Below are 13,253 nucleotides of genomic sequence, written 5' to 3' on the forward strand. Positions count from 1 at the left end.
GCTTATTTAGTCTACCCGCTGAAGGTGACTTTCGCCCGACTTTACGCGCGATATGATATACCATTGCTGAACTCGTTACCCTAAAGGAGAGGAAGTTATGTCCACCGAGCGTCAAATACGTGCCGCGATTTTCGATATGGATGGCTTGTTGATTGATTCAGAACCGTTGTGGGAACAGAGCGAACACGAAATTCTCGGCGCGCTGGGCGTGGATTTCACCCGCCGTCATGAGCTTCCGGATACCCGCGGTCTGCGCATCGATCTGGTGGTGGAACTCTGGTTCGGGCAACAGCCGTGGACGGGGCCAGACTGCGCCACCGTCGTAGAACGTATTATTTCGCGTGTAATTTCACTGGTGGAAGAAAAACGTCCGCTGCTGCCGGGCGTCCGCGAAGCCGTCGCGCTGTGCAAAGCGCAGGGGCTGAAAGTGGGCCTCGCGTCGGCCTCACCGTTGTCTATGCTGGAAAAAGTACTGACCATGTTCGACCTGCGTCATCAGTTTGACGCGCTGGCCTCCGCCGACAAACTCGATTACAGCAAACCGCACCCATTGGTGTATCTCAACTGCGCGGCCGAGCTTGGCGTTAGCCCACTGCAGTGCGTGGCGCTGGAAGATTCCGTCAACGGTATGATTGCCAGCAAAGCGGCGCGGATGCGCTCTATTGTCGTGCCCGCTGCTGAAGGCCAACTCGACCCACGTTTCAGCCTGGCGGACGTCAAGCTGCCGACGCTGGCGTTTTTAACTCGCGAAAATCTGCTCGGGTAATAATTTTGCGGGCATTCATTGTGCCCGCAAATGATACCTGCATCATAAAAAATGAAACGCTGTTTTATTTTTATTTGAATATTCGATCACACCCTTCTATGCTTTAGCCCTGTAGGTCATCTCATAACGATAAAAACCGCATACAGGGGTCGACATGATTCTTCACGCTTTTAATCTGCAAGGTAAAGTGGCACTCGTGACCGGGTGCGATAAAGGTTTGGGCCAGGGTATGGCGCTGGGGCTGGCGGAGGCTGGGTGCGATATCGTCAGCGTTAGCCGCCGGATACCGCAGGAGACCGCAGAGAAAGTCGCCGCACTGGGCCGACGCCTTTACAGTATTCAGGCCGATCTCAGCCAGCCTGAAAGCATCGCCGATATTGTACCTGCCGCCGTCGCTGCTGCCGGACGTATCGATATTCTGGTCAACAACGCTGGAACCATTCGCCGGGAAGATGCCCTCTCCTTTAGCGAAAAGGACTGGGATGAGGTGATGAACCTCAATATCAAATCGGTATTCTTCCTTTCCCAGGCCGTTGCGAAGCAGTTTTTGAAACAGGGCGATGGGGGAAAAATTATTAATATTGCCTCGATGCTCTCTTTCCAGGGCGGCATTCGTGTGCCATCCTACACCGCCTCAAAAAGCGGCGTGCTCGGCATTACTCGCCTGTTGGCTAACGAGTGGGCTCAGCATCAGATTAACGTCAACGCTATTGCGCCAGGGTATATGGCCACCAACAATACCCAGCAGCTGCGCGAAGATGCCGAACGCAGCAAAGAAATTCTCGACCGCATCCCGGCGGGACGCTGGGGTTCGCCGGACGATCTGAAGGGCCCGGTGGTCTTCCTCGCCTCATCCGCCTCTGATTACATCAATGGCTACACCATTGCCGTCGACGGTGGCTGGCTGGCGCGCTAATTTTTGACAAAGAGTTACACTGTAACCTCTTCCGCCTACTGTATAAAAACCCTATACTGTATGAATTTACAGAATAACGGGTTTATCATGACGGCGGAAGGTCATCTGCTCTTTTCCATCGCCTGCGCGGTGTTTGCTAAAAATGCCGAGCTCACGCCAGTTCTCGCCCAGGGGGACTGGTGGCATATTGTGCCGTCGGCGATATTGACCTGTCTGCTCCCGGATATCGATCACCCGCGTTCGCTGCTCGGGCAGCGGCTTAGCTGGCTCTCCAAACCCATCGCACGACTCTGCGGCCACCGCGGTTTCACCCACAGCCTGCTCGCCGTCTTTGGCGCGCTGACGCTGTTCTATCTGAAAGTGCCCGACAGCTGGATTGTTCCGGCCGATGCGGTTCAGGGGATGGTGCTGGGCTATCTCAGCCATATTCTTGCCGATATGCTTACCCCTGCGGGCGTGCCGCTGCTCTGGCCATGCCGCTGGCGTTTTCGTTTGCCGATTCTCGCGCCGCGCAAAGGCAACCAGCTGGAGCGCGTGCTGTGCATGGCACTGTTCGCCTACGCCGTCTTTATGCCCCAGTCGCTGCCTGACAACGGCGCGGTACGCTGGTCATCGTCGATGATCAATATGCTGCAGACGGACTTCAATCGCTTTATTGGTCGCCACATTGAACAATAATCCAGCGGAAATCACACTTTTGGCATAATCCATTCCATTTGGATATAAGCGGACTAATACACTTCTGTTAACCTTCTCACATCCAGACAAATCTTTACGGATTTGATCTAAAAAAACACGCGTCGCGGCTCTCTCTATTGCCGCTGAACGCCGTGGATAATACTTCAGGAGAACGGGGATGAATTTTCCATTAATAGCGAACATTATCGTGTTCGTGGTACTGCTGTTTGCTCTGGCGCAGACTCGGCATAAGCAGTGGAGTCTGGCTAAAAAAGTGCTGGTCGGCCTGGTCATTGGTGTGGTCTTCGGCCTCGCCTTGCAGCTGATCTACGGTTCCGATAACCCGGTACTGAAAGATTCCATCCAGTGGTTCAACATTGTCGGTAACGGCTATGTACAGCTGCTGCAAATGATCGTCATGCCACTGGTCTTCGCCTCGATTCTGAGCGCGGTTGCCCGTCTGCATAACGCCTCTCAGCTCGGTAAAATCAGCTTCCTGACCATCGGTACGCTGTTGTTCACCACGCTGATTGCGGCGCTGGTCGGCGTACTGGTTACCAACCTGTTCGGCCTCACCGCTGAAGGTCTGGTACAGGGTTCTGCTGAAACCGCGCGTCTGAACGCCATTCAGAGCAACTACGTCGGTAAGCTCGCTGACCTGACCGTACCGCAGCTGCTGCTCTCCTTCGTGCCGAAAAACCCGTTTGCCGATCTGACAGGCGCTAACCCGACCTCCATCATCAGCATCGTTATCTTCTCCGCCTTCCTCGGCGTGGCTGCACTGAAGCTGCTGAAAGATGATGAGCCGAAAGGCAAGCGCGTGCTGACCGCTATCGATACCCTGCAGGGCTGGGTAATGAAGCTGGTTCGTCTGGTCATGCAACTGACGCCATATGGCGTGTTGGCGCTGATGACCAAAGTGGTTGCCGGTTCTAACCTGCAGGACATCATCAAGCTGGGCAGCTTTGTTATCGCCTCTTACCTGGGCCTGCTGATTATGTTCGTGGTACACGGCCTTCTGCTGGGCGCCAACGGCGTTAGCCCACTGAAGTACTTCCGTAAAGTCTGGCCGGTGCTGACCTTCGCCTTCACCAGCCGTTCCAGCGCCGCGTCCATTCCGCTGAATGTGGAAGCGCAGACCCGTCGTCTGGGCGTGCCGGAATCTATCGCGAGTTTCTCTGCTTCCTTTGGTGCCACCATTGGTCAGAACGGTTGTGCAGGCCTCTACCCGGCAATGCTGGCGGTGATGGTTGCGCCAACCGTAGGCATTAACCCGCTGGATCCGGTTTGGATTGCTACGCTCGTCGGCATCGTGACCGTCAGCTCCGCCGGTGTCGCAGGCGTGGGCGGCGGTGCTACCTTCGCGGCGCTTATCGTGCTGCCTGCGATGGGTCTGCCGGTGACGCTGGTTGCGCTGCTGATTTCTGTCGAACCGTTGATCGACATGGGCCGTACTGCATTGAACGTGAGCGGTTCCATGACTGCCGGTACCCTGACCAGCCAGTGGCTGCGCCAGACCGACAAAGACGTGCTGAATAGCGAAGAAGACGCCGAGTTAGCTCACCGCTAACCCGTAGCCCGGACGAGGCGGAACGCCGACTCCGGGATTGCTCCGCCGTCACATCGTTTCGCCGGGCAACAAAAATACCGCTGGTTTTCACCAGCGGTATTTTTATATCCGTATCACGCCGTTACGCGTCGATATCCCCTTCCTGCCGCATCTGCACTGCCCAACGCTGGGCCGACTCCGGAATAGAGAACGCCTGCGAGCGACAAAACGCGCTGCCCATCAGCACAAATGCCACGTACTTGCCACGCAAAAGCCAGACGTCGCGAAAGCCTTCGACTTTAACGGCGTGGTCGGGCGGAGCGGGTTCGGTACGCGGTACATAGCTGATAATCTGCCGTTTTTGTTGGCGAAGCGGTTTCATAAGCAGTTAAATTCACAATCATTAATGGCAAAAGCAGGAAAGTCTTATGATAGCAGGAATCGTCCGGGCGCGTCATACACAAAAAAGCCCGGCAGGAACGCTGCCGGGCAAGGGTTGAGGGGGTAACACAAGACACTTTTTACACGTCGCGGTAGGTTCCGAGACGATAACCTCGTTCAGCAATCGCGTACTTCAGCGATTCAGAGGTCAGCACATCCAACTCATCCAGACGCGGGTAGCAATACGCGCTGCCCATAATCGTCCGGTCAACAAACGCCGGATGGCACATCACTTCCAGAGACTGCTCCTGGCGCGCCATAGAGGCGTCCAGTACCTGCAGGAACAGCGCTTCGGTCACGGCATCACCGTAGAACTCGCTGCTGAATGCCGCGGTGCTTCGTATTCCTTCCGGGATCTCAAAGGGATACGGAATGGTACGGTCAATACGCAGTGCAATGCCTTTCGATTTCGCAAATTCGGCCACCAGCGGGAAAATTTGCGGGATCATATGCACATGGTGATGACTGTCAAAATGCGTCGGTTCGGCATCGAACAGGTCGATAAAGCGACGGTACTGACACTCCAGCTCATGAGCAATTTCATCCATCGGCAGCGCGCCCTCTTCCGCCATCTGCCAGATCCACTTGCCGAGTTTGCCCTCGCGGGTCAGCCCCGGCATGGATGACAGCGGTTCGCCCAGGGTCAGCACAAAGTGCATACCCACGGCGAGCTCCGGCGTGCGACGGCTGATGCGCGCCGCGTGGTCGATAGCCGCACCGTTCACCAGCGCGGTTGTCGACGTGACGAGGCCATGCTTGCAGGCATCAAGGATGCCGTAGTTCTGGCCTTTGCTCAGACCGAAATCGTCGGCATTGACGATTAACAGACGTTCCATCATGCCTCCTGTCACTGTTTCAGTTTCTCCACGGTGGCAGCGAAGTTCGGCAGCCATTCTTCATGCGCCAGAATCAATTCACGTGCCAGCACCTCTGCATCTTTATCAGAGTGGATGAGCGGGCTTAAGTTCAGCGCCAGCAGCACATCGTTGAACTCACCGCTCAACGCTGCCTGGCTAGCCGCCACTTCGAAACCTTTGATGGTGTGGATAAGGCCCAGCACTTTTTCATCAAAGTGGGTCACGCGCGGGTGCGGTTTTGCACCATCACGGCCCAGAATGGAGGTCACTTCGATAGACCAGTCTGCTGGGATGTTATCAATATGGCCGTGGTGTGGAATGTTGACGTAGTGTTCAGTCTGCTTATCGTTGTAGATAGCGTTGATCACCTCGCACGCCGCATCGGAGTAATATGCCCCGCCGCGCAGTTCCAGCTCTTTCGGCTTCACGTTCAGATCCGGGTTTTTGTACAGTTCGAACAGCTGCTTCTCGACTTTCTGTACCACCTGGGCGCGCGCGCCGCCTTTGTAGTATTCGCCCATTTCGATGGCCAGCATCTCTTTTTGCTTGAAGTAGTACAGCAGATAAGAGCATGGCAGCAGGTTCAGGGAGCGCAGCAGCCCTTCGCTGAATGGCATATCGAAGATGTTTTTCACGGTATTCGCCGACAGCGTACCGGAGGCGACGCCGTCCAGCAGTTCAGCAAAACGAGACTCGCCGTTGACCAGCACGTCGCGCACGAACACCATGTGGTTCAGGCCGAACAGGTCGATGGACAGATCGTCTTTCTCGGTCAGGCGCAGCACGTCGGTGAAGAACATCTTCATGCCGATTGGAATGTTGCACACGCCGATAAAGCGTTTGAAGTCAGTGTGGCGATAAACCGCTTCGGTCACCATCCCGGCCGGGTTGGTGAAGTTGATGACCCACGCGTCCGGGCAGACTTCCTGAACATCTTTAATGATGTCGAAAATCACCGGAATGGTGCGCAGACCTTTAAACAGGCCGCCCGCGCCGTTGGTTTCCTGACCCAGGTAACCGTGGCTCAGCGGAATACGTTCGTCTTTTTCACGGGCTTTCAGCTGGCCTACGCGCAGCTGGGTGGTGACAAAGTTGGCGTCTTTCAGGGCTTCGCGGCGGTTCAGCGTCTTATAGACCTTCATCGGAACGCCGGCTTTTTCCACCATGCGCTCACACAGTGCGTGGATGATATCCAGCTTCTCCTGGCCGCCTTCGACGTCAACCAGCCACAGTTCCGTTACCGGCAGCTCATGATAGCGTTTAAGAAAACCTTCCAGTAATTCCGGCGTATAGCTGCTACCACCACCAATAGTAACGACTTTCAATTTCTGGCTCATACTTTTCTCCCTCGAGATCCACAAGCTAAACGTGGCTTACCCGCCGCATAATATGCGGTGAGCTAAATGCTTTGTTTCAGAACTACGAAATAATTTCGTAGCGCGTTATTTGATAACTGTCAGTTTCTTCCGATAATTACTTGGCGTGAATGAGGTCAGCTTCTTGAATGTTTTAATAAACAGACTTGGACTGCTGTAACCTGACTCATACGCAATATCGGTTACTGAGTAGTTGGTTATTTCCAGTTGTTTCTTGGCAAAGTTAATGCGGATATCATTAATAATCTGCATCGGTGTTTTTTCATAATAGCGCTGGGTGGCTCGGGTTAAATACTCCTGGGTTTTCCCGGATAACGCGACCATATTTTCCAACGCCCCTTCGCCAAATTTTAATTTATCGTGCATGGCTTCTACGGTGGTTTTTAGCCACTGCGGCGTCACGTCCTGCGCCTGCTCTTCCCGGTGATGGCGTAAGCGATTAATCACGTAGAAGGAAACCAGTTCAATAAATTCGTCGAATTCCGTTTCGCGAAAGTGTAGTGAGGCAATAACCGACTCGATGTAACTCAGAAACGTGCTTTTGATCGAATAGACTTGCGAAGCAACCAGCGCAAACGGAATCAGCGACTGATAGTGCGTATCGAAGAAATCTTTGCTGATCCCCACGTTGAGAATGCGCGTAGCACCGAACTCATAGAAGCTCTGGTGATGCGACCCCATCGGGATGAAAACAAAATCTCCTCGCTCCAGCATGACCCGCTTACCGTTTATCACCTGATAATAGCGGCCGGTCAGTACGATAGTGAACTCGTAGTAGTCGTGCTGGTGTAACCCACTGATACTTTCCGTTTTGTTGTAGATGAAGACATGAAAATTTTTACCGTTAAAGAGCTGTTGTTCTCGGGCGGTGTTGATTTCCATGGTGATCATCTTTGGTTGCCTCATAGGGAAAAGCCTATTGTACCTTCTCGTGAAGTTCGATCAATTCAGCAACCAGCTCGCGAGCTAACATTGACGTCATAAGATGATCTTGCGCATGGACCAGCACCAGGCTGACCTTCATTTTGCCTTCGCCTTCATCACTCTCAATCAGCTGAGTCTGCACGCGGTGCGCTTCACTCAGCGCAATGCGGGACTGGTCCATCGTGGCTTTCGCGGTTTCAAAATCACCCTGCTTCGCCAGTTTCAGCGCGGCGTATGCCAGGCTGCGTGCCTGCCCTGAGTTGATAATCAGGCCCATCACCACTTCTTCGAGATCGTTTTCCTGCACGTCCTCAGCAACCACATTATCCAGATCAAACATAACTATTCCCTTTTGTGAGGGCGGTATGGAGGCTCGCTCCATACCGCATTGGCATTAGAATTTCAGAGAGGCAGCGATGTCTTCTTCGCTTTCTTCTTCTTCAATGGTGGCCTGCGCCTTGTTCGAAATCATCACGAATGGCAGGTAGACCAGCGTTGAGACACCCAGGTTGAACAGCGCAACAATCAGGGCGGCAACGCTACCGTTACTGTTGAAGAACGCCCCCAGGCCGGTAGGCATGGTCCATGGTGCCAGGTTAGTCACCGGAGGAATGATGCCCATCGAGTAGGCCGCCAGGGTGATAGCTGCCAGAATCGGCTGTACCAGTACGAACGGGATGAACATCACCGGGTTCATGATGATCGGCAGACCAAACAGAATCGGTTCGTTAATCTGGAAGATACCGGATGGCAGAGCCAGTTTCGCCACCTGACGATGGTCAGCGCGACGGGATGCAATGAAGATAGCGATAATCAGACCCAACGTCGCACCGGAACCACCCAGCAGGATGTAGGAGTCGAGCATCGGTTTCGCCCAGAAGTGGAACTGCTGGCCAGCGGCAATCGCGGCGTCAACGGAACCGTACTGGTTGTACAGCGCGATGTTTTCCAGCGCCCATGGGGTCATGATGCCGTTATCCAGCGCCGTCAGCGCCAGTGAACCGTGTACACCGAAGAACCACAGCAGGCTGTTGAACACGACGTACGCCCAACCTACCACGCCACCCATCGCAGCCAGCGGCTTGGAGATGGAGTCCATGATGATCTGGTGGAAGTTGCTGCCGTACGAAGTCAGGATCCAGGAGATGATCCCGAAGATAGACAGAATCAGGAAGCCCGGGATTAACGCCGAGAAGGAGCGCGCAACCGAAGACGGCACGCTCGACGGCAGGGTAATCACCCAGTTACGACGGATAACGAAGGTGAACAGTTCCGCCACAACCAGACCGATGATCATACCGGAAATAATGTTTTGACCACCCAGCCAGTTTGCACCGACAGCGTAGGCATCACCGACGCTGTATGGGGTGACGGTCATAAATGCCGCTACCGCCAGCAGGCCGGCTGCCATTGGGTCAACTTTGCGTTCTTCTGCTAACGCAGAGCCGATAAAGAAAGGTGCCATCAGCGACATAATGCCTAAGGTACCGTTATAAACGTTACCGCCGATGGCTTTAAAGCTGTCTAAGGTCGCAATGGTTGATGGTTCCAGGCGGACCCCCATTGAATAAAAGAATGACCCCTCACCAAAGCTCAGGAAAACGTTATTAATTAAGACGAACATGGCCCCCGCAAGGGTCAGCGGCATTAATTTAATAAAACCGTTTTTGATGGCATTGATGTGAGGCTGCTTTCCTATTTTAACAGCAAAAGGAAGGAGTACCTTTTCAAGCGAATCGATCACTTTACTCATAGAAAAATACCCTTAAAAGGCCGCAATCAATATTGCGGCGATTAATTATGAAATAACTCTTTGACGGGAAAAATAAATATAAAATTACTGCGCAGCTGACTTCTTAATTGCAGCAACAGCTGCTTTTAACACACCTAAACCATCGACCTTGCCGTAGAGCGTTGAGTCAATAACTTCAACCGGCTTATTTGGCAGAATCTTTTTAATATCGTTCAGCATATAACCGATTTGCGGGCCAAGCAGAACCACATCTGCCTCTGGACCTTTTTCTGCAGCGAACGCTTCAGAGAATGCTTCAATAATAACTGGCACTTCGTATTTCTCAGCCTGAGCTCGCATTTTGGAGACCAGTAATGAAGTGGACATGCCTGCAGAACAAAATAGATAGATATGTTTCTTTTCCATTCACGCTTCCTCAACTTGTGAAATCTGTCATCATCGGGCGATGTTCCATGTGCCCACTACCCTCGTATGTAACAGATGAGTTATCTTCTGTTTATGGGATGAGTATACGGCAACAATTTGTGTACGGATAATTCTCAAGACCCAAAAATTGTCTCTCATTGACCTCTCGTTTTGACTACCTTCACACTTTACTCAAAATAATTCGCGACAAGAAATAAGCATCATTCCTCATAAAAAAGCCCGACACACGGGTCAGGCTTTCGTACGAATCCTATAAATGCACGAGGATCACTTCTTGGCAGCAGGGTCCGTGTCGTACTCGGCGCAGGTCTGGTAGCCAGAGTTGATGACGTGGCCGGTGTCATCCAGCGCCACAAAGTAGGTTTCTGTTTTACCATCTCTTTGACCCAGAATGTAGGTCTGGCAGGTTCCGCGAGCATGAATCATCTTAATTTCAGTGGATGGCTTACCGGCAATCTGCATCACCTGAGAGCGGCTCATCCCTTTTTTCACATCCTTGACCACCGGTTGCGTGAACTGATCGGCGGTACGGTCGTAGGCGGTACAGCCTGCCAGCATGGTCAATACCGCGGCGGCACCCAGAAGCCCTGCTATATTCTTGTTCATTTTCCCTCTCCTTTTTTGTTGGTGTCCATTAAGCCTGGAATAAATATTGCTATTTATCAAATAACCCAACGCATTGATTACCGTAACCCACGGTAAATCGGGCTAATATCCAGCAGTCAAAACGGTGATCCTTGTCGTTTTACCGTCAAAGAGGTAGTTTTAACACTTTGTTCTGATGGGCCAACGACAGGCGATTTTCAGGCTGGCACACACATTCCGGAGGGGTAAATGGCATTACAACAAGACATTATTCAGGCACTCGGCGCAAAACCACAGATTGACGTGCAACAAGAGATCCGCCGCAGCGTAGATTTTCTCAAGGCATATCTGAAAACCTATCCGTTTATCAAATCATTAGTGCTGGGCATCAGCGGCGGTCAGGACTCTACCCTTACCGGCAAACTGTGCCAGCAGGCGATTAACGAACTGCGCGCCGAAACCGGCGACAGCGCACTACAGTTTATCGCCGTGCGTCTGCCTTACGGTGTCCAGGCCGACGAACAGGACTGCCAGGACGCGATTACCTTTATCCAGCCCGACCGCGTACTGACCGTCAATATCAAAGGCGCGGTGCTCGCCAGCGAACAGGCGCTGCGCGAGGCCGGTATCGAACTGAGCGACTTTGTTCGCGGCAATGAAAAAGCCCGTGAACGTATGAAAGCCCAGTACAGCATCGCCGGTATGACGCACGGCGTCGTCGTGGGTACCGACCATGCGGCCGAAGCCATCACCGGCTTCTTCACCAAGTACGGCGATGGCGGCACCGACATCAACCCGATTTTCCGCCTTAACAAACGCCAGGGGAAACGACTGCTGGCCGCGCTTGGTTGCCCGGAGCACCTTTATAAGAAAGCGCCAACCGCCGACCTTGAGGACGACCGCCCTTCTCTGCCGGATGAAGCCGCACTCGGCGTCAGCTACGACAATATTGATGACTATCTGGAAGGCAAAACGCTACCCGCGGAAATCGCCAAAACCATCGAAGGCTGGTATCTGAAGACCGAGCACAAACGCCGCACGCCGATTACCGTGTTCGACGATTTCTGGAAGAAATAATGTCTTGATTTATCGGCAATAAAAAACCGCCGGAGCTGCCCATAGCCTGATGGCGTTTATGGGCAACTCCGGCGGTCTTAAGACCGTGCGCTGAAGGTATTATTCAGCAGGCGCAGGTGGCATTTTACCTTCATGCGCTTTGTGTTCTGTCAGACGCTTCTCAAAATTGGCATTAAATTGCTTTTTCTGATCCGGCGTTAAGATGTTGTAAATCTTGTTTTGAGTTTCCAGACGAGACAGCATCATCTCTTTATGCTGTGCTTCCATCTTGTTGATTTGCGCTTCAGCTTTCGCTTTGTCGAAGCTGTCGCTGGCAATCAGGTTGTGCATCTCGCGCATCTCTTCCTGCGGCGGACGCTTCATGTGCTGGCGCCCCTCTTTCATGATGTCGCGAACTTGCTGTTTCTGCGCATCGGTCAGGTTCAGCCCCTGGAACATCATGTCATGACGTGGGCCCATTTTACCTTTGTGATGATGCATCATCGTACCGTTCGGCTGCGCCGCGTCGGTGGTGGTGGTCGAGGTAGTGTCCGCAGCGTGAGCCAGGTTAGCCGCGCCCAGAGCCAGCGTAGAGGCAACAAACAGAGCAGTTAATTTTTTCATCATCGAATCCTTACTTTCAGTTATTCTGACGGCGCATCGCCGTGTTGACGAGATTAACTTTACGGGGTTTATCGTCAATTAATCAGAGCGTGCGTAAAACAATGAAAGTGTAAAAAACGATTTCGTGCCAATTATGAGGAAATTAAGGAAGAAATGTGGAGAGTTGCAACAAAAATAATCAACCATTTGATTAAGAAGAGATTTTGAAGAAGTATAAAGCAGCCATGATTAATAATAAAGCGCAACCTTAAGAATAATCCGCAATAAATCCTGGCACAAATAATCAAAGCCGCAGCGCCCCCACGTGCGGCCCAGTTTAATTAATCCATTGGAGGGCAACGTTCCAGCATCAATCCCGCCCGCAGCCCCAGCGCCACCTCAGGATTCGGAAAAAGCACATATTCACAGGGTGATGACACCACGTAGCGCGTATCGCCGTCTTCCGCCAACACCGTCCCCTTAGCAAAAGGGGTAAAGTTTAGCGTCTGCGCTGACATATAAAGCCGGAAGTCGGCGCTGCGGCGGGTAATCTGCTGCACGACACGATAATACAACGGCACCGTATCAGCGCCGCCGCCAAACTCCCCCGCCAGCAAATGTCTGAGCTGCCGCATTACCAGCGCAAACTGGTTTAAATCATTTTGTCCAAACGGTTTGGCTTTCCCCAGCTCAAGGGTGCAGGCCAGCGCGCCAAAATATTCGCAGCTAAAGTGAGTAAAGGTCCCACCGGGTGACTGATGAAAAACCAATGCCTGCAGGCCCGCTGAGCCCAGCCAGCGTAGAAAAGGCGGATCCCACGGTGATTCCCGCGCAGGCAGTACACCAAAGCGCTGATGATGCGAGCCACGAATAGCAGTATGTAAATCCAGATGCCAGCGCACTTCAGCCGGGCAGCGCTGGTAAAACGCAGTGACGGTCTGCTCAAGGCTGGCGGCACGAATGGTCTCGTCACTGACGGGAAAATGCCGCCAGCGCGCACCGAACATGCGATTCATATCGCTGTGCAAATAGCGCTTGTTATCGCGCAGCGCTGGCGGGTTACCCAGCACCACCAGCAGATGCCAGCGCAGCTTAATCTCACCGTTTAAAAGCGCTTTCAGCAAATAATCGACAATCTCCACCGGGGCGGTTTCATTGCCATGAATGCCCGCTGACAGCACCAGCGCCTGTGAGCAGGGCTCGTCCGGCGTCAGTTGCAGCACGCCAGCTTCACGCCACTCCCAATGGAAGTACGCCGTATTGCCCTCGGGCTGCTCCGGCAGCCTCCCCGCAAGCGTCAAGGCCAGAAACTGTTTCATACCG

15 protein-coding genes are annotated in these 13,253 nt (G+C 53.1%); 5 read left to right on the plus strand and 10 right to left on the minus strand.

Going from position 1 to position 13,253, the window contains the following annotated elements; all coding sequences use genetic code 11:
- Positions 1–97 precede the first annotated feature (97 nt).
- The 4 genes from hxpB (at position 98) to V6944_RS07100 (ending at position 3,930) form a co-directional block, all read left to right on the plus strand.
- On the plus strand, positions 98–766 hold the full coding sequence (gene hxpB, locus V6944_RS07085) for a hexitol phosphatase HxpB (protein WP_333498421.1): 669 nt from the start codon (positions 98–100) through the stop codon (positions 764–766).
- 154 nt (positions 767–920) lie between these two features.
- The gene (kduD, locus tag V6944_RS07090) at positions 921–1,682 is read left to right on the plus strand and encodes a 2-dehydro-3-deoxy-D-gluconate 5-dehydrogenase KduD (RefSeq protein ID WP_333498422.1); all 762 of its coding nucleotides are present in this window, start codon (positions 921–923) and stop codon (positions 1,680–1,682) included.
- 87 nt (positions 1,683–1,769) lie between these two features.
- Positions 1,770–2,360: a metal-dependent hydrolase gene (locus V6944_RS07095; RefSeq protein WP_333498423.1), complete on the plus strand. Its 591-nt coding sequence runs from the start codon at positions 1,770–1,772 to the stop codon at positions 2,358–2,360.
- A gap of 178 nt (positions 2,361–2,538) precedes the next feature.
- Positions 2,539–3,930 (plus strand): L-cystine transporter, encoded by a 1,392-nt coding sequence (locus V6944_RS07100; protein ID WP_185666002.1) that lies wholly within the window; start codon positions 2,539–2,541, stop codon positions 3,928–3,930.
- Between the two features lie 121 nt (positions 3,931–4,051).
- Here V6944_RS07100 and cedA read toward each other — a convergent pair whose 3' ends face one another.
- The 8 genes from cedA to osmE form a co-directional block, all read right to left on the minus strand.
- Positions 4,052–4,291 carry a cell division activator CedA gene (cedA, locus tag V6944_RS07105; RefSeq protein WP_185666001.1) on the minus strand — a complete coding sequence of 80 codons (240 nt, stop codon included), beginning with the start codon at positions 4,289–4,291 and terminating at the stop codon, positions 4,052–4,054.
- A 139-nt stretch (positions 4,292–4,430) separates the two neighbouring features.
- Positions 4,431–5,186 carry a chitin disaccharide deacetylase gene (chbG, locus tag V6944_RS07110; RefSeq protein ID WP_333498424.1) on the minus strand — a complete coding sequence of 252 codons (756 nt, stop codon included), beginning with the start codon at positions 5,184–5,186 and terminating at the stop codon, positions 4,431–4,433.
- Between the two features lie 11 nt (positions 5,187–5,197).
- On the minus strand, positions 5,198–6,544 hold the full coding sequence (locus V6944_RS07115; RefSeq protein WP_185665999.1) for a 6-phospho-beta-glucosidase: 1,347 nt from the start codon (positions 6,542–6,544) through the stop codon (positions 5,198–5,200).
- 105 nt (positions 6,545–6,649) lie between these two features.
- Positions 6,650–7,474, minus strand: a complete 825-nt coding sequence (gene chbR / locus V6944_RS07120) for a transcriptional regulator ChbR (protein WP_333498425.1) — start codon at positions 7,472–7,474, stop codon at positions 6,650–6,652.
- A gap of 25 nt (positions 7,475–7,499) precedes the next feature.
- Positions 7,500–7,847, minus strand: coding sequence for a PTS N,N'-diacetylchitobiose transporter subunit IIA (gene chbA, locus V6944_RS07125; RefSeq protein WP_333498426.1), 348 nt, complete (start codon positions 7,845–7,847; stop codon positions 7,500–7,502).
- Between the two features lie 54 nt (positions 7,848–7,901).
- A complete protein-coding gene (gene chbC, locus V6944_RS07130; RefSeq protein WP_333498427.1) occupies positions 7,902–9,260 on the minus strand; it encodes a PTS N,N'-diacetylchitobiose transporter subunit IIC in 1,359 nt (452 codons plus the stop codon).
- A gap of 84 nt (positions 9,261–9,344) precedes the next feature.
- The gene (locus tag V6944_RS07135; RefSeq protein WP_035897020.1) at positions 9,345–9,665 is read right to left on the minus strand and encodes a PTS sugar transporter subunit IIB; all 321 of its coding nucleotides are present in this window, start codon (positions 9,663–9,665) and stop codon (positions 9,345–9,347) included.
- A gap of 288 nt (positions 9,666–9,953) precedes the next feature.
- The gene (gene osmE, locus V6944_RS07140; RefSeq protein ID WP_333498428.1) at positions 9,954–10,292 is read right to left on the minus strand and encodes an osmotically-inducible lipoprotein OsmE; all 339 of its coding nucleotides are present in this window, start codon (positions 10,290–10,292) and stop codon (positions 9,954–9,956) included.
- 228 nt (positions 10,293–10,520) lie between these two features.
- On the opposite strand from osmE, the gene nadE reads away from it, so the two are divergent.
- Positions 10,521–11,348 carry an ammonia-dependent NAD(+) synthetase gene (gene nadE / locus V6944_RS07145; protein WP_333498429.1) on the plus strand — a complete coding sequence of 276 codons (828 nt, stop codon included), beginning with the start codon at positions 10,521–10,523 and terminating at the stop codon, positions 11,346–11,348.
- A 99-nt stretch (positions 11,349–11,447) separates the two neighbouring features.
- On the opposite strand, the gene spy is transcribed toward nadE, so the two are convergent.
- Positions 11,448–11,954, minus strand: coding sequence for an ATP-independent periplasmic protein-refolding chaperone Spy (gene spy / locus V6944_RS07150; RefSeq protein WP_185665994.1), 507 nt, complete (start codon positions 11,952–11,954; stop codon positions 11,448–11,450).
- Between the two features lie 317 nt (positions 11,955–12,271).
- A complete protein-coding gene (gene astE / locus V6944_RS07155; protein ID WP_333498430.1) occupies positions 12,272–13,249 on the minus strand; it encodes a succinylglutamate desuccinylase in 978 nt (325 codons plus the stop codon).
- Positions 13,250–13,253 lie beyond the last annotated feature (4 nt).

Source organism: Kluyvera sp. CHPC 1.2972 (genome assembly GCF_036759925.1).
GTDB lineage: Bacteria > Pseudomonadota > Gammaproteobacteria > Enterobacterales > Enterobacteriaceae > Kluyvera.